Origin of the sequence: Spirosoma utsteinense, from assembly GCF_014282275.1 — a bacterium.
GTDB lineage: Bacteria > Bacteroidota > Bacteroidia > Cytophagales > Spirosomataceae > Spirosoma > Spirosoma utsteinense.
This window is the reverse complement of the sequence record NZ_VFIA01000015.1, coordinates 102365-128195: the sequence shown is the minus strand read 5'-3', so window position 1 is coordinate 128195 and position 25831 is coordinate 102365. Positions and strand designations below refer to the sequence as shown.

At 54.0% G+C, this 25831-nt stretch carries 20 protein-coding genes; 6 read left to right on the top strand and 14 right to left on the bottom strand.

Features of this window, described 5'->3' with window-relative positions:
• Positions 1-197: 197 nt before the first annotated feature.
• From FH603_RS13960 to FH603_RS13920, 9 genes are all read right to left on the bottom strand, one after another.
• Positions 198-800, bottom strand: a complete 603-nt coding sequence (locus tag FH603_RS13960) for a hypothetical protein (protein WP_186738143.1) — start codon at positions 798-800, stop codon at positions 198-200.
• Between the two features lie 270 nt (positions 801-1070).
• On the bottom strand, positions 1071-2738 hold the full coding sequence (locus FH603_RS13955; RefSeq protein WP_186738142.1) for a RagB/SusD family nutrient uptake outer membrane protein: 1668 nt from the start codon (positions 2736-2738) through the stop codon (positions 1071-1073).
• Positions 2739-2801: 63 nt separating this feature from the next.
• Complete coding sequence (locus tag FH603_RS13950; RefSeq protein ID WP_235985403.1) at positions 2802-5723, bottom strand: SusC/RagA family TonB-linked outer membrane protein; 2922 nt, start codon at positions 5721-5723, stop codon at positions 2802-2804.
• A 327-nt stretch (positions 5724-6050) separates the two neighbouring features.
• Complete coding sequence (locus FH603_RS13945) at positions 6051-6983, bottom strand: alpha/beta hydrolase (protein ID WP_186738140.1); 933 nt, start codon at positions 6981-6983, stop codon at positions 6051-6053.
• A gap of 1 nt (position 6984) precedes the next feature.
• On the bottom strand, positions 6985-7554 hold the full coding sequence (locus tag FH603_RS13940) for a hypothetical protein (protein ID WP_186738139.1): 570 nt from the start codon (positions 7552-7554) through the stop codon (positions 6985-6987).
• Positions 7555-7864: 310 nt separating this feature from the next.
• On the bottom strand, positions 7865-8215 hold the full coding sequence (locus FH603_RS13935; RefSeq protein ID WP_186738138.1) for a hypothetical protein: 351 nt from the start codon (positions 8213-8215) through the stop codon (positions 7865-7867).
• On the bottom strand, positions 8208-8459 hold the full coding sequence (locus FH603_RS13930; protein ID WP_186738137.1) for a hypothetical protein: 252 nt from the start codon (positions 8457-8459) through the stop codon (positions 8208-8210). The genes FH603_RS13935 and FH603_RS13930 overlap by 8 nt, the downstream gene beginning before the upstream one ends.
• Before the next feature lie 130 nt (positions 8460-8589).
• Positions 8590-11037: an ABC transporter permease gene (locus FH603_RS13925; protein WP_186738136.1), complete on the bottom strand. Its 2448-nt coding sequence runs from the start codon at positions 11035-11037 to the stop codon at positions 8590-8592.
• A gap of 145 nt (positions 11038-11182) precedes the next feature.
• Positions 11183-13600 carry an ABC transporter permease gene (locus FH603_RS13920; protein WP_186738135.1) on the bottom strand — a complete coding sequence of 806 codons (2418 nt, stop codon included), beginning with the start codon at positions 13598-13600 and terminating at the stop codon, positions 11183-11185.
• 36 nt (positions 13601-13636) lie between these two features.
• Here FH603_RS13920 and FH603_RS13915 point away from each other — a divergent pair, with 36 nt between their 5' ends.
• Positions 13637-14083: a hypothetical protein gene (locus tag FH603_RS13915; protein WP_186738134.1), complete on the top strand. Its 447-nt coding sequence runs from the start codon at positions 13637-13639 to the stop codon at positions 14081-14083.
• Positions 14084-14138: 55 nt separating this feature from the next.
• Here the strand turns inward: FH603_RS13915 and FH603_RS13910 are convergent, their stop codons facing one another.
• Both FH603_RS13910 and FH603_RS13905 read right to left on the bottom strand, forming a co-directional pair.
• Positions 14139-16514: an ABC transporter permease gene (locus FH603_RS13910; RefSeq protein ID WP_186738133.1), complete on the bottom strand. Its 2376-nt coding sequence runs from the start codon at positions 16512-16514 to the stop codon at positions 14139-14141.
• A 114-nt stretch (positions 16515-16628) separates the two neighbouring features.
• Complete coding sequence (locus FH603_RS13905) at positions 16629-17306, bottom strand: ABC transporter ATP-binding protein (protein WP_186738132.1); 678 nt, start codon at positions 17304-17306, stop codon at positions 16629-16631.
• A gap of 93 nt (positions 17307-17399) precedes the next feature.
• Here FH603_RS13905 and FH603_RS13900 point away from each other — a divergent pair, with 93 nt between their 5' ends.
• Positions 17400-17762 (top strand): four helix bundle protein, encoded by a 363-nt coding sequence (locus FH603_RS13900; protein WP_186738131.1) that lies wholly within the window; start codon positions 17400-17402, stop codon positions 17760-17762.
• Positions 17763-17891: 129 nt separating this feature from the next.
• Here FH603_RS13900 and FH603_RS13895 read toward each other — a convergent pair whose 3' ends face one another.
• Both FH603_RS13895 and FH603_RS13890 read right to left on the bottom strand, forming a co-directional pair.
• A complete protein-coding gene (locus FH603_RS13895; RefSeq protein WP_186738130.1) occupies positions 17892-19142 on the bottom strand; it encodes an efflux RND transporter periplasmic adaptor subunit in 1251 nt (416 codons plus the stop codon).
• A gap of 215 nt (positions 19143-19357) precedes the next feature.
• Positions 19358-21097: an ArnT family glycosyltransferase gene (locus FH603_RS13890; RefSeq protein ID WP_186738129.1), complete on the bottom strand. Its 1740-nt coding sequence runs from the start codon at positions 21095-21097 to the stop codon at positions 19358-19360.
• A 153-nt stretch (positions 21098-21250) separates the two neighbouring features.
• On the opposite strand from FH603_RS13890, the gene FH603_RS13885 reads away from it, so the two are divergent.
• From FH603_RS13885 to rhaM, 3 genes are all read left to right on the top strand, one after another.
• Entirely contained in the window at positions 21251-22621 is a 1371-nt protein-coding gene (locus tag FH603_RS13885) for a sigma-54-dependent transcriptional regulator (RefSeq protein WP_186738128.1), read from the top strand.
• A 120-nt stretch (positions 22622-22741) separates the two neighbouring features.
• A complete protein-coding gene (locus FH603_RS13880) occupies positions 22742-23542 on the top strand; it encodes a rhamnogalacturonan acetylesterase (RefSeq protein ID WP_186738127.1) in 801 nt (266 codons plus the stop codon).
• 43 nt (positions 23543-23585) lie between these two features.
• Positions 23586-23900 carry an L-rhamnose mutarotase gene (gene rhaM / locus FH603_RS13875; protein WP_186738126.1) on the top strand — a complete coding sequence of 105 codons (315 nt, stop codon included), beginning with the start codon at positions 23586-23588 and terminating at the stop codon, positions 23898-23900.
• A gap of 25 nt (positions 23901-23925) precedes the next feature.
• Here the strand turns inward: rhaM and FH603_RS13870 are convergent, their stop codons facing one another.
• On the bottom strand, positions 23926-24669 hold the full coding sequence (locus tag FH603_RS13870; protein ID WP_186738125.1) for a lysophospholipid acyltransferase family protein: 744 nt from the start codon (positions 24667-24669) through the stop codon (positions 23926-23928).
• A gap of 171 nt (positions 24670-24840) precedes the next feature.
• Between FH603_RS13870 and FH603_RS13865 the strand changes: the two genes are divergently transcribed.
• On the top strand, positions 24841-25815 hold the full coding sequence (locus tag FH603_RS13865; protein ID WP_235985400.1) for an acyl-ACP desaturase: 975 nt from the start codon (positions 24841-24843) through the stop codon (positions 25813-25815).
• Positions 25816-25831: the final 16 nt, after the last annotated feature.

Here is a 25831-nt window from a genome sequence, read left to right as displayed (position 1 = left end):
CTATTGACAGGTCGCCCTTACAGGGCTAAGTGGCCAATGCCAGAGATATACACAGACTATACGTCCCTTGACCTGACGCCCCCCCCCGCAGATGTGCCGGAACCAGGCTGTTTTTTGGATAGGGTTTTCCAATGTTTTAACGAATCGTTAAAATTCGGGATGACGCCTGTTTTATAGAACGATTTACCCGAATCCGCTTATTTAATAACGACCGTACTCTCTTTACCCGGCGTTACGGTAAACGTCGACTGAATCTGTAATACGTCGTTCTGGTAGTATTTCAGCCGGTATTCGCCCGGTGGCAGAGGTAGTTCGTAGGGAAAGAAACGCTTCTGGCTATCGGCTTTGGCATCGCGTTCCACCGAGTAGTCGTCCGTGGAGCGCGTAATGGCCAGTTTGATCTTACCCGTGCAGGACGCACACTGGAGCGTTACGTTCGACTCTTCAACCGTTTCGGAATCATTACGTACCGACTCGGCCGACTCCGTGTAATAAACACCGCCCCTGGGTGGTGCGGGGGGCGCTGGCGGAGCGGGCGGGCTTAAGGGCTGGGTAGGCTGACCAATACCGAGCGAATCGAAAATACGGTGTTTGAGGTCGTCTTTTGCCCGATTGCTCAACCGCGCTACGTCGAACGTACGCCGGTACTCCACCGATCGGCTGTCAACCTGACCGTCGACCTGAACAGACAGAATTTTACCGTCGTCGTTGATCGTGGTACTGGTCGTTGACTGGCGCGACGTCTGGGCCAGCGCCACAGTGCCCATACTGAGCAAAACCAGGGTTAGGAGCGATTTCATAAGGTTAAAACTAGCTGTTTACAAGACTATACCAACTGTCGTGCCATACCTAAAAAAAGCCGCCCCAGCATCTGGAACGGCTTTATCGCGTATCACATCGTCCGGAATCGGACACCTGTTCGTCCGATAATGAACGGGGTTTAGTCCTACCGACGCTGCGCAGTAAACGCCCTAACGGGCCAAAACAAAGGCAGCTTAATCCCGAATTCACGTTTGTCTACCCTGATTACCGGCAACAACGGGCCTGCGTCGCCGGCAATCAGGCGATCGTTAATAACCATCATTTTGCTTGAGATAACCCGGCAGGTTCGACGCACCATCAATGGCCGTTTGCGGAATAGGGAACAGCCGTTTCAGCTTGTCGGTGTTGGTTTTTTCGGTCCATGTTCCTTCATACTTGCCAAACCGGATCAGGTCGGTACGGCGGACCATCTCCCAGTACAGTTCAAACCCGCGCTCCCGCAGCAGCAGGTCGAGGTTCATGCTGGCGAGGGCAGGCGCGGGCGTGCCGGACGTCCGGGCTGCCCGAATCAGGTTCACATCGGCTAATGCGCTGGCGGCATCTCCCTTACGGAGTTTGGCCTCGGCCCGCATCAGGTACACATCGGCCAGGCGAACAATGGAAATATCGGCATCACCCAGGTTACGACCCGACGCCGACTTTTTACTGAACTCATATTTCAGCACCCGGTAGCCCGTGTTGTAGTTGCTGCCCACTACGCTGAAGTCGACCTGCTCGGTGAAGTTCACGGCCAGGGTAGGCCGGTTACGCGTTACATAGAAGAGCTTTCCAACCTTGTAGTTGGCACCACAGCGCGCATAGGCACCGGCTACCCGCAACAACCCGTACTGTTGGCCGCGCAGAATACCCCGGTTCATGGTAAAGTCGGAAACGCAGGAGTCGGCCGGTATCGTCGCGTTCTGTTTGAAGAACCGGGGATCGGTACCCGCCGGGTCGCGGGGGGCATAGGCCGTGGCCCAGGTCTGGTAGAAATCAGAGGTGATGGCGGGTCCATCGGTGCCGTTGGCCGCCGGGAAGGCGATCAGCGGAAACTGGTCGCCCGATATAGAGAAGTAGGCCAGCCGGTTATGTCCGTTGAGTTCGGCCCGCTGATCGACGGCGAAGACCAACTCCTTGTTGGTATGATTGTCGGAGTTGAAGATCGAGAAATAATCCGGCGACAGCTGGTATTGACCCGACGAAATAATCTTGTCGCTGTACTCCACCACTTTGTCCAGATCTTCCGGTTTGAATGTAAACTGGGCGGCATAAGGCTCCCGGTAAACGGGGGCATTCAGGTACAGGCGAGCCAGCAAACCCCATACTGCCCCTTTGGTAAGCCGACCCGGACCAACGGTAGTGAGGAGTTCCGGCTCTACGGCCAGGAATTCACTTTTCACGTACTCCAGGGCTGCTGTGCCCCGCAGGACCTCCGAAACGCCCTGTGGGTCGTCTTTGGCGAATACCAGTCCAAACAGGTCGAGCATCATCATGTTGTAATACGCCCGCATACCCCGCGCTTCAGCGATGTACGTTTTCGCGTTGGGGTCGTTGATGGTTGGCAGGGTATTGATAGCCGTAATGGAGCGCGAAATACCCTGCGCCAGTATTAACCAGGTATTCCGAATGTTCGGGTCGGTGCTGGTGGGCGTATGCTGATGCAGGGCCGTGTAAATACCGTTGTCGCCCCAGTCGGTGCCGCCCCGATACGGCAGAATAGCTTCATCGGTCGATATTTCCTGAATGGTAAAGTAGTTGGTGTGTGTGAACAGGTCGGGCAAACGAGCATATACCGGTGCCAGGTTACCGTCGGCAGCCTGTTTGTCGGTCAGGCCCGCAGCCGACGCTTCGTCCAGTACGTTCTCCTCCAGGTTCGTACAGCCGTTCAGAAACAGCAGACCCGAAAGTAACAGGGTTGAGATAACTATCTTTTTCATAAATAATGAGAGGGAAGAACGCCGGTTGCCGACATTGTGGTAACCCGCGTTACATAGCTTATTTTAGAAGGTCAGGTTCAAACCAAATATAAACGAGCGCGCCCTGGGATAGCTCAGGTAGTCGATACCATAGGACGAGATGCCGTTGACGGCCCGGTCGGTGTTGACCTCCGGATCGAACCCGTTATACTTGGTGATGACGAACAGGTTCTGGCCCGTCGCCGATAGCCGGATGCCGGTAATCCACCGGTTCAGACCAATCCGTTTGGGGTCCAGGCTGTAGCCCAGCGTGAGGTTGTTCAGCCGGAAGAAAGCGCCATCTTTCAGGAATCGGGTCGATACCGGAGCCGAGTTGTTGATCGACTCGTTTGGTTCGCCGATGGCTTCCAGGGGACCGTTCAGCCCTTTCACCAGACGTGCCTTATAGAAAAAGGCATTGGCCGTGTTGTCGTAGATCTTGTTGCCCGATACACCGTTGAAATTGGCCGCCAGGTCAAACCCTTTGTAGGCCACGTTTCCGTTAATGTTGAACTGCCGCGTTGGCAACGCACTGCCAGCGGCAATCCGGTCTTTATCGGTGCCTGCCACCCCATCGCCGTCGAGGTCGCGGTACTTGCTCACGCCTTTCTCATCAATACCGACGTATTCGCGCAGGAAGAACGTACCGATCGGCTGGTCGTTGACGTAGCCGTTGACCGTGGCCGAGGTCAGCCCCGATCCCGTTGCCGATCCAGACGTGATCACCGAGTAGGGCGAATTATTCACTACGTTTTTAATGAACGTGATATTACCGCCCAGATCGAAGCGAAAGCCACCCTGGCTCACGTAACGGTAATTTAGATCCAGCTCAAGTCCCTGGTTGGTAATGGTCATGTTGGGAACATTCGTCCAGTAGGTAGCGGCTGGCTGAATGGGGTCGGATGGAATAACTTCCAGCAGAATTTTGCCCGACACTTTGCGAAACAGATCCACCGTACCCGTCAGCGCTCCGTTGAACAAGCCAAAATCCAGACCCAGGTCGGTTTGACTCGATAGCTCCCACTGAATGTCCGGGTTGGCAAGCCGGGTGTAGGTTGTACCGGCCGGGTAGGTTGTCGTACCATCGAGCGGGTAACTGGTCGTAGCCGAAACGTTCGACGTAAACAGGGCCTGGGTGATCTTGGACGGAATTTCCTGGTTCCCGGTCTGGCCCCAGCCCAGCCTCAGTTTCAGGTCCGAGAACGGCCCCGATTGCAGGAACGACTCTTCAGAAAGCCGCCAGCCAGCCGAGAACGAGGGGAAAACGCCGTATTTGTTGTTAGCCCCGAACTTGCTCGACCCGTCGGCCCGGACCGTAGCCGTTACCAGATAGCGGTTTCGGTACTGGTAGTTGACCCGCGAGAAAAACGATTGCAACTCGTTCTCAAGCGCATCCCCGGTGGGCCGATTATTAGCCAGCGTCAGGTCCTGCCCCAAACCGGGATTATAGATTGGCTCAATGGGCGTGATCGGAAATTTATTAATGCTCCAGCCCCGGTTTTGAATATAGAATTTCTGGTAGGAATGACCCGCCAGGGCCGTCAGGTTGTGGTTGTTCCAGCCCCGATTGTAGGTGAAGTAATTCTCGATCAGCACGTTGCGATTGGTCCCGTAGGCACTTTCGAGCCGCCCGTCCTGCTGCGGCACCGTGCTGGCCAGCGACTGCTGATCGCGGGTCGACGTGGCATTGTCGATACCCAGGTTGAGTTTGTATACCAGATCCTTCGTGATCTTGAACGAGGGCGATACGCTCGCAACAACCCGGTTTATGGTGGTTATATCCTTCTGAAGCTGAAGGGAAACAAGCGGATTGGTGAACGCCTGATACCGAACCGGTACGCCACTGGCATCATAGGCGGGGTAGGTCGGGTTGGCCGATAAAGCGGCTCCAACGATATTCTCGATCGGTGGCCGTTCGTTAACCGTTTGCGACGCCGTCAGGTTGACATCGAGCGTCAGCCGGTCGTCCATAAACTTCTGCGACGCGTTGAAACGGCCGGTATAGCGGTTCAACTTACTGTTTTTCAGGACACCCTCCTGATTTTGCACACCCAGCGATCCGTAGAACGTCAGCTTATCGGCCCCGCCACTAAAACCCAGGTTGTATTCCCTCGTCGTGGCCTGTCGGCTGATTTCACGCTGCCAGTCGGTCGACGCTTTCTGGTCATCGACAACGCCACCCGCAGCCGCCACCTGCCGGCGGTATTCGTCGGCGCCGAACAGCGGAAAAGGCCGCGCCACATTGGAGATGCCCAGGTTTGTCGAAAGCGTCAGGTTGTTGGAACCGGCTTTTCCTTTTTTGGTTGTGATCAGAATGACGCCGTTGGCTCCGCGGGCACCATAGATTGCCGTTGCCGACGCATCTTTCAACACGTCCATGGCTTCAATATCCTGCGGATTCAGAAAGTTGAGGGGGTTGGTCGCTCCACCGGTGCTCGAGTTGTCGAGCGGAATACCATCCAGTACGAAGAGGGGGGTACTGCCCGTTCGAACGCCACCAGGGCCGCGTACGGTAATCGTTTGCCGTGCACCCGGCTCACCGCTAACGGCGGTTACGTTTACGCCGGCTACTTTGCCCTGCAAGAGTTGCTCGGGGGAGTTGATCACACCCCGGTTGAATTCGGTGCTCTTGACCGATTTCACCGAGCCGGTCATGTCTTTTTTCGTGGTGCTGCCGTATCCGATCACAACGACCTGGTTCAACTCCGAGGCCGCTGCCTTGAGCGCTACGTTGATGGTGCTGCTGTTTCCAACGACGATCTCCTGCGAAATGAACCCAATAAAGCCGAACACCAGTACGCTGTTTTCGGTGGGGACAGTTAGCTGAAAATTACCGTTCGCATCGGTAGTAGTACCACGCTGGGTACCCTTCACCACAACCGTACAGCCCGCCAGCGCTTCGTTGGTCGCGGCATCGGTAATCCGTCCGCTAACGGTAATATCGGCCGTTTTTTGACCTATTGCCATCGGCCCGCGGGCGAACAACGGGGTTACCTGCCCGATCGATACGATCAGCAGGCTCAGGGAAATCAGAAATTTTAAGGGTGGGGATGACGTGTATATATAAGCCATACGGGGACAGATTAATTGATTAAGGGGCGATATTACCAGACCAGGAACTACGTAGCAAAAGCAAAAATTACTTTTAACAATTTCACAATAAGCAGCTGATTGGCAAAAGCTTATAGCGCCAAGAAAATCAGTCTCTTATGAAAATCTACTCCATCATTCTGTTAAAAATCCGGGTGCTGTGTTAAGTAATTAAAATAATTTAAAATTTACTGACCCGTGTAATCACCGTACTACCCGGCCTACAATGTCGGCAAAGGTTTCTGTCTGGTTTTGCTGGTCTTTGGGCGTCACCTGACTCCGCAATGTCAATCGGGTATACACGTGCAGATCTGAATCGATCAGCGCAACATCAATCGGTTTGCCGTCGGCTGTTTTCGTGCCTTTATCAATCAGGACCGCACTCACCGGATCGGCCGTCGGGTCTTTCTTCGACTTATACACTTTCAGGGTACAGGCGGGCGGTATCCTTATGCCGCTCTCCAGATCCTGACGGACAACGGTCAGCAGTTTTTGCAGTTGCTGTAACGTCTCCTGCGGCCGGAAGTGGTAATATACTTTGTCTTCTTCGGCCGATTGCTCGGTTTCAATATAGCCCAGCATAGGCCCAACCACACCAATGAGCGATAGCGTTTTGTCGGACGGAATGACAATAGGGTCGACCAGCAACAGATTACGCGGCACCAGCCGGTTATTGAAATAACCCGAACTGACGAGTTCCAGCAGGAGCGCACCACTGGTCGACGAGCCTAGCAGGCTGATATTGGTATACCCTGCCTTTACCAGTTGCTCATACTCGTCCTTGATCGCCAGTTGCCAGTCCTGCCAGGTCGACTTCTTAAAGTCTTCGTAACTACGACCGTGCCCACCCAGCAGCACCTGCGACAGCTGAAAATCGGTCCGGCCGTTGGCCCAGGTCCGGAATTCATCCCACTCGAACGTTGTCGCCGAGTAGCCGTGACAGGCGATAATAACTGGTTTTCGTGCCTGCTCGGCAGTAGGGTTGGGCGTGGCTTTTGAAACCAGGTATTTTCCGGGGTTGTAAAGCGAGGGGTCGAACAGCGTACCGCCGTCCAGCATGTCTTTGGTAATGGTTGGTTCGGATGAGCAGGCCAGACCGGCGACGACCAGAACCACCAGGCTGATGATTGTTTTCATATCAGTTTTTAGCGCTTTTGAGAATGTTCCAGGTAACACTGGTCTGTATGAAAACGGGATACAGCGTGCCGGGGCCCGTCAGGCCATCACCCGTAATGACGTTATAGCCGATAGACGCGTTGATTTTAAGCGGAAAATTCGGGCAGTAGCACAGGCCAAATTCGGGCGAGGCCAGCAGGGATGTCTTCGGCAACACATCGAATAGGCTGCTCCCATAATCGGCAGCAAAATAGCCTACATTGACCCTGGCAACCGGCCGGACCAGCCAGTTCGGCCGGAAGTAGTAGGAAGCCGACGCCAGGAAGTTGTCCTGTTTAATGGCGTTCGAGTTCAAGGCCGTTCCCAGCCGGGAGGTAACGTAGCTAAGACCGATGTAGAGTCGTTTCGACGCCAGTTTCGGGTGCGTGTACTGGGCCGTGATACCGTTTTCGGCGTATAGATTGACGGAATTTTGCAGTCGGATTCCCAGGTCGAGTACAGCCCCGGTGGATCGGGCCGGGCGGTTCTGTGCCGTCGTAATAGAGAGCGTGGCCCAGGCAAGCAGGGGAATAAGCAGGTAGTTTGCTTTCATACAGGAAGGGGTGGATATAACAAAACGCTGTTAGCCGAGGGTCGGCAACAGATACTGATTTATATAGTACGTTGAGAGGGAGTTGGCGCATTCTGACAGAAGTAGCCAACCAATCCGGGTATAAGCAGGGCAAGTAGATGCTCAATAATGGTCCGCTCAATGGCATGAAAAGACCGACAAGAGAGCATATGGCAGCGCTGGCATAAATCTACATGAATAATTTGCTGTTTACCAGGGGAGGTAAAACATCATAGAGAAGCTACTCACATTTCGCTGTTGAATCCCTGCCACGCCAATGACGACCCCGAATTCAGGGGAGTATCTCATTTAAAAATGGTAGCGCCCCTCCTCGTGGGCGATCTCGGCCAGCGTCCGGCAAGGTCTGGTACTGGTACACTCCCGCTACGTAGTCCCGATGGGTGGTGGCTCCCGCTACGGTGCTGCTCATGCTGAGCTTGGTGCCCTGGGCATCGTAACGTATCGTGACTACCTTGCCACTACTGAAACTGAGCTGGCTGGGCAGCTTCAGGAGGTTGTATTGTATCTGGCTGATGCCTCGGTTCAGATCACTCTTCAGGCTCCCGTCAGGCCAGTAGGTGTAGTCGTTGCCACTCTTGTTGCCATCCGAAAAGCCCGCCGTGTTAGCGCTCGCATCACTCACGCTCAACAGGCTGTTGCCCGACCCGTAGCTGTAGCTTAACTGGTCGATGCCCCCGCTCACGCCCCGCCTGAGGGTCAGCAGGTTGCCGCTCTTCCGGGGTCGCGTCCGACTCGTAAGTGAGGTTGCTCACTTTGTAGTCCTCGCCCGTGTTGCCCGTGTACTCCGAACCACTCAAGCGGCCCGCCCCGTCGTAGCCGTAGGCGTACACCCGGCCAAAGAAGTAGTCCCGGTTGCGCCCCCGCATCCGGCCAATGGGGCCCCCGGGGTCGCGCCCGACTCGTAGCGGTTGAAGGTACCGTTGATCTGGTTATAGTTCAGGGCCAGGTAAAACACATCCCCCGCCATCTGGTCAGGAGACGCAAAGGGTTACGTCTCTACTCACTTCGCAACGATTTCACTGGATTCGCCAAGGCCGCTTTGATCGTTTGCGTACTGACGATCAATCCCGTTAGTAGCGCTAAACAAATGGCTACCAGCGCAAAAGGCCACCACGACAAATCGGTTCGGTAGGCAAATTGAGTTAGCCAGTCGCTGAGCAGGTAATAGGCTACGGGCCAGGCAATGACGTTGGCAATCACCAGGATGAGGGCAAATTCGGTCATGAATAGATTGACAATGCCGAACGTCGAGGAGCCCAGCACTTTCCGAATCCCGATCTCTTTGGTCCGGTGGGTCACGTTCAGCGAGACTAGCCCCAACACGCCAAGCAAAACGATGATCAGGGCCAGCGTGGTCGCCAGCCGGGAAGCCCGTTGAAGCTGAATTTCGGTTTTGTACAGCTTCTGGAGCGTGTCGTCCATGAACGAATAGTCGAAGGGCGCATCGGGAAACAACCGCGCCCACTCATCACCAATGGCGGCTACCGTTTCGGGTAAGCTTCCGCCTGCCTGCCTGCCGGGAGCAATTTTAATAGATAAATACCGGTAAATAGGGTCTTTTCTGACCGGAATGAAGACCAGTGGCCTGATGGTTTCCCGCAGCGAGCCGAAGTGAAAATCGGTCAGGACGCCACCAACTCGAAAGGTGCCGCCACGAAACAGAACCTGCTGCCCCAATGCCTTTTCCGGGCTGGCATAGCCCAGTGCTTTCGTTGCTGATTCGTTCAACACGACTGCCAGGGAGTCATAACTTCCACCGTTGGCATGGAAAAACTGACCTGCTTTCAGCGTCAACCCATACGTTTGGGCATACCGTTCGTCGGTGGTGACTGAATTTGCCGTGATGGACTGTGTGCTGTCCTGTCCCTGCGCAAACAGACTGACACTCCCGCTGCTTGCACCATCCGGAATCTCGAACGACAGGCTCACGCCATCCACACCCGAAATACGCGCCAGTTGGTTTCGTATGCCTTCCATTCGTTGCACACCCGCAGGCGACCAGTCGCGGGGAACGGACTTTATAGCCAATATCTGGTCTTTTTGATAACCTAGATTCTTACTAAAAAAGTACGTAACCTGGCCATTGATAACGACTGCGCCCACAAACACCAGAATGGCCACCGTGAACTGAAAGACGATCAACGCCCGACGAAAGCCAATTCCTTGTTGCAACGATGCCGCTAGCTTTCCGAACGCGGCCCGTCCTTTAAGCGATTCTACCGAAGGCATACTCGACAGCACAAAAGCCGGATAACTGCCCGCCAGTAAACCAATGATCAATACCAGGCCCGCCAGAGCCAGAAAAGCATAGGGCGACCAATCCAGCAGCGACGGTACCGGTTTATCCAGCAACGTAGCGAACGTTGACCGAACGAGTTCGTAACAGCCCAACGCCAGCAAGGTGGCACCGGCGGTTAATAACAGGGCCTCGATCAGAAACTGAGCAATCACCTGTTTCTGAAAGCCACCCAATACCTTCCGAACGCCAATTTCCCGAAGCCGTGTTGCCGACATACCGATAGTGATATTGACGAAATTAACTACGGCCATCAGCAGAATAAACAACGCGATAATGGACAGCGTCAGCAGCATTTTTTCGACCAGACCCTTGTTCGCTTTCAGATGATAGCTACTCAGCGGACTCAGGTAAGGCTGTAAATTTGCCCGAATATCGGGGGGTGCGTGCGTCTTCAGCGTTTGGACGAAGGGCTGCTTTAGTTGTTCTGCCGAAGTGCCTGGTTGTAGTTCCAGGTAGGTGATGATGCTCCGGTTTTCCCAGGCGTTCAGACCGCTTGCGTCGGAGAAGTAGCCGAAGTTTCGCATGGAAACAAACAACTGCTCCCGCTGCTCGAATAAATGCGTGACGCTATTGTCGGGTTGATCCTGATCACGCAATACCCCCGTAATGGTAAAAACCTGTTTGCCTGCACCCGGCGTTTGTATGGTCAGTTGCCGCCGAAGCACATTCGTTTCAGTAAAATACTTTTGGGCCAACGCGGTTGTAATAACTACCGTATTCGGTTCACTGAGCGCCGTTTTTGGATCGCCGTATGCCAGTGGAAAACCAAACATAGACAGCAAGGTCGAGTCACCGATCTGCATCGACTCCCGAAAGTGGTTCTGCCCACTGGATACGATGGTTGTCACGCCATAGGTGCGGTAATAGCCAGCTATCAGATTGGGGTACAGCTGCTTAAGCGTTGGCCCCATAGGTGCCGGCGACCCCATCTCACTGCCCATGTCGGGCACTTTCCAGCGGCTCTGAAGCAGGTATTGCCGGTTTGCATGCCGGAGTGTTTTGTTCACGGCCAGTTCGCCCTGAATGTAGCTGGCAATCAGCAACAGAAACGTAATCCCAACCGTTAGCCCAAGCAGGGTCACAAGCGCGTAGAACCGCCTTCGGGCAAGGTTACGCAGGGAGATCTTTATGTAATTTTCGAGCATGACGTATTGGCTTACTGGCGCTATTTTTTTGAATAGGCAAGGTACAACCGACACCATAAACCGTTCATTTAAAAAATGTTAAGAACAAAAAATGCACACAGGACCGCCCGTGTGCATTTCTGATGTTCCATTAATAATGTATTACTTATTCACTTCGTAAGCTCTTTACGGGATTCATCAACGCGGCCCGAATGCTCTGAAGGCTTACCGTGGCCAGCGCAATCCCAATGGCCAGTACCCCCGCCAGCACGAATACCCACCACTCCACGTCGATCTTGTAGGCAAAATCCTGTAGCCATTTGTTCATGGCCCACCACGCAATGGGACTCGCAATGAAGATGCCGATCACCACCAGTTTGAGGAAATCTTTGGAGAGCAGTCCAACGATACTGGGCACACTGGCCCCCAGCACTTTGCGCACGCCAATTTCTTTGGTCCGCTGCTGAATCGAGATCAGGGCGATGGAAAACAGACCCATGCACGACAACAGGATGGCTATGACAGCCGCCGACGTGAAAATGGTGGCCAGCCGCTGCTCTTTGCGGTACCAGCGCTCGGTGTTTTCATCCAGAAACGAGCCGATGAATTCCTGCTTCGGCGCTATCGTTTTCCAGGCGGCTTTTACCGCTTCCATCGCGCCGACCAGATTCTGGGGATTCACCCGAACCAGCACGTACATAATGGGGTGGTTTGACTGCATCTGGAGCGTAATGGGCTTGGCTTCCTCATGCAAGGAATACAGGTTGAAGTCCGACACGACACCCACGATCTGGTAGGCCTTATCGTCGGGTTTGATGTACTTCCCGACCGGGTTTGTTTCACCCAATGCTTTGGCCATACTCTGCGTAATGAGCACGGATGAACTGGAATCGGTGCTGAACGCCGGGCTAAAGTCGCGTCCCTGAATCAGCTTCACCCCCATCGTTTTCAGGTAATCGGTGTCGATCCGCAACCAGTCGCAGCTAACGTCGCGTTTGCCGTATTGAAAGCCGAACATCATCCGCGACGAACTACCATCCAGACCCGCACCAATATTTACCGCCGACCCCGACACGGCAGCAATGGTCGGCTGATTGGCCAGTCTGTCGCGCATGGCTTTCAGCACGGTAGTGCCGTTGAGTTCGTTGCCTACGGGTACGCTGATTACCTGATCCTTGTCGAGCCCCATCGGTTTTTGCTGCAGGTAAGTGATCTGCTGGTGAATGATCATCGTACAGACAATGAGCAGGCAGGCAATGGTGAACTGGGTTACGATGAGCGAATTGCGCAGCAGCCCCGGGCGGCTCATTTTCACGCTCCCCTTCAGAACCTCCACGGCGTTGAAGCGCGTCACGAACCAGGATGGATAGCCCCCGGCTACCAGCGAGATAAGCAGAAAACCCAGCCCCGTTACCAGCAAGGTGCCGGGTGTCAGGAAACTATCGATCGTCAGCTGGCTCTGGAACAGGCGGTTGAAGGTAGGCAGAACGGCATAGGCCAGTCCCAATCCGATGAGTAGAGCCGCCACACAAAGTAACAGCGTTTCGCCCCAGATCTGGCCAAACAGCTGACTCCGCTGCGCCCCCAGCGACTTCCGGACGCCCACTTCCCGCGCCCGCGTGATCGACTGGGCAATGGTCAGGTTAATGAAATTGATGCAGGCAATGGCCAGAATAAACAACCCAACCAGCATCAGCGTGTAGATATAAGCCCGGCTGATGGCCTCCCCGTTCATGGTTTCTGTATCATAGTGGACTTCGCGCATGGGTATCAGCAACAGACTCCGCTGAAAGCCCAGTTCATTGACTGGATAGCCCTGCTCTTTCTGTTGCTTGATATCCTTGGCGAAGTACTTCTCCATGAAGGCCTGCGTGCGCCGTTGCAGCGTTTGCGGGTCGGTACCGGCCTTCAGCTTTACGTACACATCATGGTTACCAAAATCCCAGCGGCTCTTGTTAGCCTGATAATCAGCCGAGTTTTCACTCCGAATGAACGCATTGTAGGTAAGCGTAGAATTACGGGGAGCATTACTCACAATGGCCGTAACGGTAAAGGTTTGCCAGGCGCCGATCATACGCAGTTCGAGCGGCTTGCCAATGGGATCTTCCTTGCCAAACACATCCTGGGCCATCTTCTCACTGATGACAATGTCGCTCAGGCTGTTCAGGGCCGTTTTAGGATTCCCTTTCAGCAGCGGGAAGCTGAACATGTGCAGAAAATCAGCATCGACCAGCCGGACATCCTGGTTGGAGGTTTGCTCCTTTCGCCGGACACTGGAGGTTCGGTCGAAGAATCGGGAAACGCCTTCCAGTTCGGGAAACTCGGCTTTGAGCGCGGGCGAAATTACGTACGGCATGGTGCCGCTTCGACTGGATGTTCCGTCACGTTCCGAGGCCAGGAAGTTTAGCCGGAAGATGCGGTCGGCGTCCGTATGAAAGGTATCGTACGATAGCTCAAAGGTAGCCGTCAGGAACAACAACACGCACGTTCCGAACGCCACCGATAGGCCCACGACGTTGATAAACGTATGCGAGCGGTGTTTCCAGAGCGTTCTAAAGGCGACTTTCAGGTAATTGCGGAACATGAATGATTATGGTAAGTTTGTGTAAATCTGATGGATATGTACTTCCCTGCTGTAAATGACCCTTTCATTGCCGGTGAAGACCAGGGTGTCTGGGCTCCGGCTGATCACCAGCGCATTATCGCCAAACTCACTACGGGGCTGGGCGTACTTTTCTATCGCGAAAAGGCAATTCATCTGGAACCCCTGCCCGAAACAATGCTTGACGAAGGCAAAGCCAGCCAGGTACCAGACATATCGCTACGAGATAATCAGGCCGCTCAAACACCTGTTATTATTGAAATATGCCATACCGCCGGGCTAAAAGGCGACCTTAGAAAAGTAATTCAGCTTATAGATGATGACCTGTACGGTATCCGTGAAGGATTCATCTATGATTATCACACCAGTACATGGCTTCGGTATCGCTTCGGCGATGGTGGCCTGACCACCGAGTCGTCATTCACCGATATTCTGGCTCTCGATCTGAATGATTTTTTAGTTTAGACGCCATTCGGATGCCGAGACGCCAGGGGTCACCCGCGACGGACCGGTCTCTACGTTATTCGCTTCGGAGGCTGGTTACGGGGTTCATCAGGGCGGCTTTTATGCTTTGGTAACTTACTGTCAGGAAGGCAATCAGGATGGCCAGTGTACCGGCTACCCCGAAAATCCACCAGCTCAGGTCTTCCCGATACGCGAAGGTTCCCAGCCATTTGCTCATGGCCCACCAGGCTAGCGGGGTAGCCAGCACAAGCGCAATCAACACCAGTTTCAGGAAATCTATCGATAACAGGCCAACGATGTTCGACACGCTGGCCCCCAGCACTTTACGCACGCCAATTTCTTTGGTGCGCTGCTCGGCAGTGAACGCAGCCAGTCCGAATAAGCCCAGGCAGGAGATCAAAATGGCCAGCATACCGAAATAGTTGACCAGCGTATGCACCTGCTGCTCGCTTCGGTACAAACTCTCGTATTCTTCATCGATAAAATGGTACGTAAACGGGTAATTGGGATTGAACTGCTTCGATAACTGGTTGAGGTCGGCAACGGCCTGCTGCGTTTGTCCGGCCCGGGTTTTTACGAGCAGGTAGCTGGTGTTGCGACCGTCGAAACACAGGATCAGGGGAGTAATGGCCTGATGCAGCGAGTTCAGGTGAAAGTCTTTCATGACCCCTATAATCCGGCCGGTACCCATCCAGAAATTCACCTCCTTGCCAACGGGGTCTTTCATCTGCATTAGTTTGGCCGCCGTTTCATTGATGATGTAATTTGATGAGTCGGCGGGGCTGTCCAGGTTGAAATCGCGTCCATCGACCAGCTTGATGTTCATCGTTTTAGTAAAGTCACCCCCAACGAACATGCACGACACATTGGTTTGCAGGTTCGGGTCTTTACCCGGCCAGCTCAGATCGCCCGACGAGCCCTGTACATTGACCGGTAGGGCCATGGTCGTTGTTGCCGACACAATGGTTGGCTGGCGCATAACTTCCTGCCGGAATGTCTCTAGCTTTTTGGGGTTTGCAATTTCACCTTCCAGGGGGATATACACCACATTTTCGCGGTCCAGACCAAGATTCTTCGTACGCAGGTAATTCATCTGCCGACCCACCGCCAGCATGCCTACAATCAGGAAAATTGAGAGTGAAAACTGAAAGACTACCAACGTCCGCCGGAACAGGGCCGGCCCGGAACCGAACTGTAGCCGGACGCCTTTCAGAATTTTTATGGGCTGAAGCGAGGACAGGAACAGTGCTGGGTAACTTCCCGACAGAAAGCCTGTTATCAGAACCAGAACCAACATAATGAGCCAGAGCATTGGCTCGGCGAGGTTGAGCGTTAGTTGCTTCCCGAATACCTCGTTGAAGGTGGGCAATACACACCAGACCAGACCGAGAGCCAGCACAACGGCCAGTAAACTCGTTAGGATTGACTCGCTCAGGAACTGCCCGATTAAAGATGAGCGCAACGCACCAACCACTTTCCGGACACCTACCTCCTTCGCCCGCATCGCCGACTGTGCTGTGGCCAGGTTCATGAAGTTGATGCAGGCAATCAGCAGAATAAACAGCGCGACGATGGCAAAAATCCGCACATACTCGATTCGCCCGCCTACAGATTGACCATTTTTGTAATCGGCGTACAGGTGCAGATCGGTGATGGGTTGAAGAACAGGTACACCCGTTTCGAAATTCTTCCCGGCTAAACGCGGATAAATATCCTTCATCGCCATTTCAGCCTGCGCTAGGGTTGTCTTTGGCTTCAGACGGACGTACGTACTGAACGAGGTGTTTCCCCAGGTTTTCATCCAGTCCTGTTCCTGCTCTTTCCAGTTCACCAGCCAATCGAACTGGAGCGTGGAATTGGTCGGCAAATTCTCCAGAACTGCCCCAACTACATAAAACTTGTCGTTATTGAGCTGTAGGGTTTTGCCGAGGACCAGCTGATACTGACCAGCCGTAGCCGGAAAGTATTTCTCCGCTAATTTCCGGGTAACAATAATCTGGTTGGGCTGTGCTAAAGCGGCTTTAGGTTTGCCCGCCAGAACCGGCAGATCGAAGACACCGAAAAAATCGTCGGTGGCAAAATGCCCTTTTTCTTTTGCAGCTGTTTCGCCTACCTTAATCAAGCGTTCATCGCCCCAGTTAAATTTCGTTACAGCCGCTACCTCCGGTACGTCTTTCGCAATGGCTTCCTGCAGTGGTCCGGGGGTAATGTTGTTGGTAACCGTTTCGCCATTGTAGGGAAAATTGACCCGCACATAATGGATGCTCTCCGCGTCCTTCAGGAAGCGATCATAGCTCAGTTCATCTTTCACCCAAAGGCCAATCAGCAAGCTGCACGCCATGCCCAACGCCAGCCCAAAAACGTTGATAGACGAGTAGAGTTTGTTCTTCATCAAACTCCGAAACGCGATTTTGAGGTAGTTGCGAAACATAGATGAGGGGGGGAAGAGGGGGAGGAAGGAGGAAAGGGAAGGGAAGAGGGAACTGGCGTCAGCAATCCCTTTCCTCCTTTCCTCCATCTCTTCCCTTTCCTCCTTCCTCTTCAATTACACGTGAAAATTCTCGGTTACTACTTTACCGTCGAACAGATTCACGATACGATGCGCGAAACCGGCGTCGTAGGGTGAGTGTGTAACCATGATGATGGTGGTGCCTTCGTCGTTCAGTTCACCCAGCAGTTTCATTACTTCCTCGCCATTCTTCGAGTCGAGGTTACCCGTCGGTTCATCGGCCAGGATCAGCTTGGGTTTGGCCACAACGGCCCGGGCAATGGCCGTCCGTTGCTGCTGACCGCCTGACAGCTGCTGCGGGAAGTGATTGCGCCGGTGCATGATGCTCATCCGTTCCAGAGCTTCTTCTACCCGCTTTTTACGCTCCTCGGGGGGTGTTTTCAGGTACAGCAACGGCAGCTCTACGTTTTCGTACACCGTCAGTTCGTCGATCAGGTTGAAGCTCTGAAACACGAACCCGATGGAGCCTTTGCGAAGCTGTGCCCGCTGCCGCTCGGTCATCCGGGCCACTTCGGTACCGTAGAAGTTGTAATCTCCATCGCTGGGATTGTCGAGCAGGCCGAGGATGTTGAGCAGGGTGGATTTACCGCAGCCCGACGGCCCCATGATGGCGACAAATTCCCCGTCTTTAACATCCATGTTGATGCCATTGAGGGCGGTGGTCTCTACTTCTTCGGTCGAGAAGAGCTTTTGAAGGTTAATTGTCTGGATCATTGTCTGTCTTTAAGGAGAGAAGGAGGAAGGCAGAAAAGGAGTAAAGAAATTCACTACTTTAGCTTCGAAACCACCGTTTACTACCTCCAGATTATGGCAAAAATTGAAAAGTTTGAAGACCTCTTTGTCTGGCAAGAAGGACTTGCCCAGGCAATCAATATGTATAAGTTATTAGCGACTTGCACTGATTATGGGTTAAGAGATCAAATGAGACGCTGTTCCGTTTCAGTCCCTTCAAATGTTGCCGAAGGCTATGAGCGACACACAAACAAAGAGTTTATACGTTACCTGCGTATTGCCAAAGGGTCTAATGGCGAACTACGAACTCAGATCCATTTAGCCATTGCAGTCAATATTATTGATGCTGTGACTGGCCAGGAGTTACTGGATAAAAGCCGCCTGATTTCCTCCATGCTTCAAAATTTGATCAAGGTAAGACTAGAGAAGTTTAGCTGAAATAACTGGAGAAAAGAGAAATCAAGATAACTGAATCCACCACTACTCCTTCCTCCTCTACTCCTTCCTCCTCTACTCCTTCCTCCTTTCCTCCCCTCCTCCCTTTCGTCCCTCTACTCCCCTCCCCTCTCAAAACTCCAACACCTCATTGTCCCCGAAATTCTCGTAACTGCTTGTGATGACCTGCTCGCCGGGTTGCAGGCCCTCCAGGACCTCATAAAATTCCGGGTTTTTACGGCCCAGCGTTATGTTTCGCTTGACGGCCCGCTTGCCCGATGACTTGTCTACGACATAGACCCAGTTGCCGCCCGTGTCGGAGAAGAAGCCGCCAACGGGAATCAGGGTGGCTTTGGCCGCTTTACCCAATTCCAGCTGAATAGGCGACGACTGGCCGCGCTTGATGCCTTCCGGCGTACCAGTGGGAAATGTCATATCTACCTCGAACCGACCGCTTTTCACCTCCGGATAAACCCGTTTGATTTCCAGTTCGTGTGTTTTTCCATTGAATTCAAACGACCCTTTCAGACCCGGAAACACCCGGCTGATGTAGTGTTCATCGACACCAACGCGCATCTTGAATCCATTCAGGTCATCGATCTGGCCAATGTTCTGGCCCTGATTGATGTTCGAACCAACCTCCACGTCCATGGTGCTGAGCATACCCGAGACGGGCGCTTTCACGACCAGATTTTCAAGCGTTTGCTGCCAGAGAGATACGTTTTTCTGCGTACGGAAAAGGGTTTCTTCAAGTTGCCGGATCTGCGTTTTGGCGTTTTCGTCCTGGTACTTCTGCGATTCGATTTCAATTTTACGGCGCTCGTTGAGCCCTTCATAATCGCGTTTCGCTTTCAGGTAATCCTGTTCTGAGATCACCTTATCGGCGAAGAGTTTGGCCTGCCGGTCGTAGGTGTCTTTTAACTGTTCGAGTTGATAGTCGAGTTCAGAAAGCGTCCGGCGGAGCTGGTACCGTTCTACTTTCAGCCGCTGCCGGGTGTTCTGCAGGTCGTTGACGAGTCGGCTGGCTTCGGTTTCCTGTTGCAGGAAGGTAAGCTTAAGATTCTGGTTTTCGAGACGGAGCAATATTTCACCCTGTTTTACCATGCTACCCCCTTCTACCAGTTTCTGGGTCACATACCCACCAGCGATGGCATCGAGCCGAATGGTTTTGAGCGGCTGCACCACGCCCGTAACGGCAATGAAATCCTCAAATGGACCCGTTGACACGTTCGAAATGGTGATTTTGTCTTTTTCAACGTTCAGTTTCGAGCGACGGTCGGCAAAGAAAAAGGTATAGGCGAGCAGACCGATAAGCAACGCACTGCCGCCGGAAAGTATCAGGCGCTGGCTCGTCCAGAAGCGTTTGGGTAAGGTGCGATCCATTTTAATAAAAGGTGAAATGTTACAGCGTGAAAGAGCAAACAGGTATCTTGAACTCCTCCGTTTTCCTTAAATGGAGCCAACGCCGTGCCACTTTTGATAAATACCTGTCAGTTAAGCTATTATACCATACCTCTTCCCAAAGGTTGTCCGCTTTCGGACAAAAACTGTCCGCTTTCAAACGCGCCTGTACCGTCGCCCTTTCGGCTGTTTTTTTCTTAATTTCCTTCGTCACCAATCGACACCAGCACATAGGGCGACAGCGTTCGGGCCCGGCTGTCCCGATTCAGGAAATCATACGATAGTTTACTGACGTGGTAATAAGGAAACACGGCCACGGTCCGAACGCTGAAGTGTCGCGCGGCCAGCGAATCGGCCTCTTCAGCACTGGTGAAAACAGGCTGTGGACCCCTCTGTAGCTGATGGCGCAGGGCCGAGTCAGACCGAACATAGCGCGTTGGGTGGTTGGCATAGAACTCATACGTCCAGTAGCTCCCCCCGCCAACCCCGACGCCGGGCATGTATAAAAGCGTTGGGCGCTGCGCCGAACCCGGTTGCTCATTGGCGTAATGGGCAGCGGTCATACCCGCCTGATACGGCATCAGCGTTGGGTAAATAAACAGGTTGAGAACGCCCGCCAGCACCAGCATCGTGCCCACCATTCGACCCGCCAGCGTGAGCAGCGTGCTACCGCGAAACAACAGAAATATCAGCAGCGTGACAGCCCCCACCCAACCCATCGCCAGAGCCGACTGATCTGGTTGCACGATGTATAACAGACCTATCGACAAGGCCATCAGGACTACACCAAGAACGGTTTGCCCAAGGGTCCACCAGCGTAGCGCCACGGGCGACAGACTAACCAGAAACCGGGCGGTAAGGATGGCAAAGAAAGGAAACACGATATTCATGTAGTGTGGCAGCTGGAAAGCCGACAGCGAAAACAGCGCAAACGTGGCCAGCCCCGCCCCCAGGGATACATACTCGGGTGCCGGGTGCTGGCGCTTCACCAACCCGGCTATCGACCGGCCCACGCCGGCGTAGAACGGTAGCGACCAGGGCAGAAACGCCCAGAGCAGGGTATGGAAAAAGAAAAACTTGTCACCCGCCCCTTTGATAGGACCTGTATTGAAGAAGCGGCCGAACTGGCTGTCCCAGAAGAAAAAACGCACGCCCGATACCCCCGTGTCACCAAAAATAACCTTCTCCGGATGCAGATCGAACTGCTGATACAGGCAGTAAATTTCAGGAGCCGTGAACAGGAACGACAGCGCAACAGCCACATACCAGCGTAGTTTGAGCAGTTCGCGCCACTGCCCCGTTACGAGCCAGTGAAACACCAGCCCCGCCCCGATCGGTACCAGCACAAACACACCCTTCGTCATCAGCGCGCAGCCTGTCAGTAAAGAGCCCAGGAGCAGGTGTACAGGTGCAGTGAGAACGGGGGCCCTGCCCTCACCGGAATCACCGGCATAAACCCGCCAGAAATGGTATACCGCCCCCATGATCAACCCCATCAGATAAGGCTCGGCACGGACGTCGAAGTTGGAAAGCACGCCATGAAAGGCCGTCAGCAGTACCAGTGTGGCTACCTGTGCTACAATTTTCGGGTAAACCGAACGGGTGAAGCGGTAGGTGTAGCCAACGCTGGCCGCAAAAAAAAGCAGGGCCGGCAACTTGTACCCAACCGTGTTGACTCCAAAAATACGGAAACTCACGGCCGTTACCCAGAACGGGAAATGGGGTTTGTCGAGCCAGTCGGTACCAACGGCGTAGAGGTTGACAAAGTCGCCCGACTGGGCCATAACTTTGGCGATGTTGGCATACAAAGCACCATCGGGTTCCTGAATGGGCGGGAAAAGACCGGTAGCATTCAGGACGAGGCCAGCAGCGACAAGCGCATAAAACCAAGAGTCAGGAATGGACGGCGAAAGGGTGCGTTGCTGAGGGGCGGGCATGCGTACTGAATAAGTGATAATAACCGTTCATTTCATTGACTCGAAAACGCAAAGCGACCGTTCAATAGAGGCCAAAGTACGTAAGAAAAGCTCAATCTGCCGTTGAACCCATATGACGTGCAACATTTAACCCTCCTCGTCTATCTTTGACCTATGCAACAAGCAAAACTACTACTCGTTGACGACGATCCCGATGTTCTGTTGGCTGCCCGCCTGTTGCTTAAACGGCACGTGGCTACGGTAGACATTGAGAAGAATCCTGAAAAACTCCCTTTTCTGCTCAATAACAACCGGTATGACGCGATTGTCCTTGATATGAATTTTCAGCGCGACGTTAGCAGCGGACGCGAAGGATTCGCCTGGCTCGACCGTATCCTCGACATAGATCCCAGTGCTCGCGTTATCCTGTTTACGGCCTATGGCGACGTCGAAATGGCCGTTCGCGCCATCAAAGCCGGTGCTGCCGATTTTGTCCTCAAACCCTGGCAGAACGATAAGTTTCTGGAAACCATCCGGAGCGCCATCCATAAACCGGACGGTAACGGGCAGGCCCCGGAGCCGGGCAAACAAACGACGCCGGACCGCGGAACCGCCCGGACGTCCAAACCGAACGCCATCATCGGGAACGCCATGCGTCCTGTTCTGGATACCGTTGAACGCGTAGCGCCCACCGATGCGAACGTGCTTATTCTGGGCGAAAACGGGACGGGTAAGGACCTGATTGCGCGGGCTATCCACGAGCACTCGAACCGGCGAACCGGCCCCTTCGTAAGCGTCGACGTAGGCGCGCTGACCGAGAGTCTGTTTGAAAGCGAGCTCTTCGGCCACGTCAAAGGGGCCTTCACCGATGCGCGCGACGACCGGGCCGGCCGGTTCGAAGAAGCCCATGGCGGCACGATCTTCCTGGACGAGATCGGCAACCTGACGCCCAATCAGCAGGCCCGCCTGCTCACCGTGCTGCAACAACGGCAGGTGACGCGGGTAGGCAGCAACAAAGCCCGGCTGGTAGACGTGCGCCTTATCTGCGCCACCAACGCCGACCTGTCTGAACAAACGGGTTCGCCGATGCGCTTCCGGCAGGATCTGCTCTACCGGATCAACACCATCGAGCTTACCCTTCCGCCCCTGCGCGAACGCCCTACCGATATTGGCCCGCTGGCCGACCACTTCGCTAAAAAATACGCCAAGCAGTATAACCGGCCGGTAGCCAGTATCAGTCCGGCGCTGCTGACCGAAATGAAGCAGTACCGCTGGCCGGGTAACGTCCGTGAATTGCAGCATGCCGTTGAGCGCGCCGTCATTCTGTCGCAGGGCAAGACGCTCGAACCTGCCGATTTTGTGTTCCGAAAAGACACGGCATCGGCCACATCGCCCGTAAACGAAACGCTCCAACTGGAAGCGATGGAACGCCAGCTGATCCAGCAAACGATGCAAAAATACCGGGGCAGCATTACCGATGTAGCGCGTGAACTGGGCTTGTCCCGACAAGCGCTTTATCGTCGGCTGGAGAAGTTCGGCTTGTAACGCTCCACCATAAACGAAGCGAACAGCACGGGTAAAAACAAGGCTTTGTACCGCTTTCGGGTTGGCATGGTGGTGTACCATTCGTACATCGTCAGTCCAACCCGTTTTGTGTATACATGTATGAAGCACAACTTCCTGACTGCTACCCTGATCGTTTCGGTCGCCTTCATCCTGCTGGCGATCAGTCCACCCCGGCGGCCGACCCTTTACCTGATCGGCGACTCGACGGTAAAGAACTCCAGCGACAAAGGCGAGGGCGGTATGTGGGGCTGGGGGCATTTTATTGCGGCTCACCTCGACACATCGCGTCTGCAGGTCGAGAACCACGCCATGGGTGGCCGCAGCAGCCGTACCTTTCTCGCCGAAGGGCGCTGGGACCGTATTATGGCTACGCTGAAACCCGGCGATTTTGTGATGATGCAGTTCGGGCATAACGACGCCGGGCCTGTCAACGATACCATCCGCGCCCGTGGCTCCATCAAAGGTATTGGCGATGAAACGGAAGAAATCGACAACCTCATCACGAAGAAACATGAGCTCGTACACAGCTACGGCTGGTACCTGCGGAAGTACATAACCGATGCGCAGGCCAAAGGTGCCCTGCCGATTGTGTTGTCGCTGGTGCCGCGGAATGCCTGGAAGAACGGAAAAGTGGAGCGGGCCACGGGTAACTACAGTACCTGGGCAGCTGATGTAGCCAAAAAACAGGGCGCTTATTATATCGATCTGAATGGGCGCGTAGCTGCGAAATACGACGCGCTTGGCGATTCGGCAACGCTACAGACAACCTATTTCGTCAGCGATCACACCCATACCAATGCAGCCGGTGCCCGACTCAACGCGGCTACCGTGATGGAGGGTATACAGCAATTGGGGAACTGCCCATTGAACCAGTATGTGCTAGCGAAAGCACCCAAATAGTTGCCTGTCTGATACCACATACCCCTGAATCCAAAACCCTACAATGGAAGAAATTGCGTTTACAATGAAGCTGAAGCCAGGCGTGGCATCCGAATACCAACGGCGGCACGATGAACTGTGGCCTGAGCTTTCGGCTGCCCTCACCGACGCGGGTATTTACGACTACTCCATCTACCTCGACCGGCCGACGGGCACGCTGTTTGCCGTGCAGAAACGGTTGCCGGGCCATACCGCCGATGCCTTGCCAACCCAGCCCGTCATGCAGCGCTGGTGGGCTTACATGGCCGACCTTATGGAGACAAATCCCGACTCTTCCCCGAGGGTTGAACCCCTCGAACGGGTGTTTCACCTGGATTAAACGGGTATTCTGAGTTATTCCAGCGCTAAACGGGTTTTGCTAGCTCGGCAGCAATCGCTTCCTGCGCCAGCCGGACGATCTCTTCGGGGGTTTGTCCGGCGGGTTCGATACCGGGCAGCACGGTCCATGACATCCGCGAGAAAGACCGCAACGGAAAAATACCTTTCGGGTTGAAGTGCCCTGTTCCCCCAATGACAACGGGTACGACAAGCGCCGTTGGTGCCCGTTTGAGCAGCACCGCCAGCCCGCCCGTTGCAAACGGACGCATCTGTCCGGTGGCTGAGCGGGTTCCTTCGGGGAAAATAACAGCCGAGTGTTTCTTCAGCTGAATGTGTTTGCCCAGCCGCGCAATTTCAGCGATGGCCTGCTTGGCGTCTTTTCGGTCGATGAGGGCCGCACCGCTTTTGCGGAGGTTATACGAAATGCCCGGAATGCCGTGCGACAGCTCGATTTTAGACACGAAAATGGGCGTATGTCGTCGCAGGAACCAGATGACAGGCGAAATATCGAACATACTCTGGTGGTTGGCGACAAAGACGATCGGTCGGTCGGTGGGTAGCTCAGGGGCGAGATGACGGTATTGAATCGTACTACCTGTCAGATACCAGCCGTAGGCGATGAACCCGTTCATAACGTCTACTGTTTTCTTATGGGCGTCTTTACCGAACAGATGAAACGCGCCAACCTGAAGCGCATGAAACACAAGCAGTACCAGGCCAAAGTAAAGCAGGTAGATACTGCTCAGCACGTAATCTAGAAGTTTCTTCATACAAGCGGGTCCAGTGCAGACTGGCACCGTAGCTACTGATTTTTTCTCAAAAATAGCAATCAGTCGTTTTCATTAGGTAGAAAAAGGTAAAGCTGGCTAAATCTGCCCTTTGTTTTAACCGTAACTTGCCAGGAAATAGAAATCGATCGTTTATCTTTTATATAGTTTGACATGAGTTTATCAGGCAGCCGTTTGGACGTAATGCGCTTCGTCGGCGAAAAAATAGATGCGTTAATGGCCGAATACTTACGGCCAATTGAAACGAACTGGCAACCCACTGACCTGCTGCCCGATTCGACGCAGGACAATTTTCTGGACGAGGTAAAGCTGCTGCGCGAGAGTGTTCAGGAGCTTCCTTATGACTATGTGGCCGTACTGATCGGCGACACCATTACCGAAGAAGCCCTGCCTACCTACGAATCGTGGCTGATGGATATGGAAGGCGTTGACCAGGAAAATGGCAACGGATGGAGCCGATGGATACGGAGCTGGACAGCCGAAGAAAACCGCCACGGCGATCTGCTCAACAAGTTCCTCTACCTGTCGGGCCGGGTGAACATGCGGGCTATGGAAGTATCGACGCAATACCTTATTGCCGATGGGTTCGACATTGGTACGGGCCGCGACCCATACCGCAACTTCATCTATACCTCGTTTCAGGAGCTGGCCACGAACGTTTCGCACCGCCGGACCGCCACGCTGGCGAAACAGGCAGGCTGTCCGCAGCTGTCGAAAATATGCGGAGTCATTGCATCCGACGAGATGCGCCATGCCAAAGCGTACAAAGCGTTTGTGGGTCAGATCTTTGAAGTAGACCCCTCCGAAATGATGCTGGCGTTTGAAGACATGATGCGCAAAAAGATTGTGATGCCGGCTCACTTCCTGCGCGAAACAGGGGTTAAAATGGGGCAGACATTCAGTCATTTCTCCGATGCGGCCCAGCGGTTAGGCGTATATACCACCCAGGACTATATCGAGATTGCCGATACACTGCTGGCCGACTGGAACATTGCGGCCGTAAACGACCTGAACGATGCCGGACAGCGCGCCCGCGACTACCTGATGGCGCTACCCAACCGCCTGCGCCGGGTTGCCGACCGGACAAAAGTGCCTACGCTGGAATATCCGTTCAGCTGGATTGCATGAGAACCCGGCTAAATCC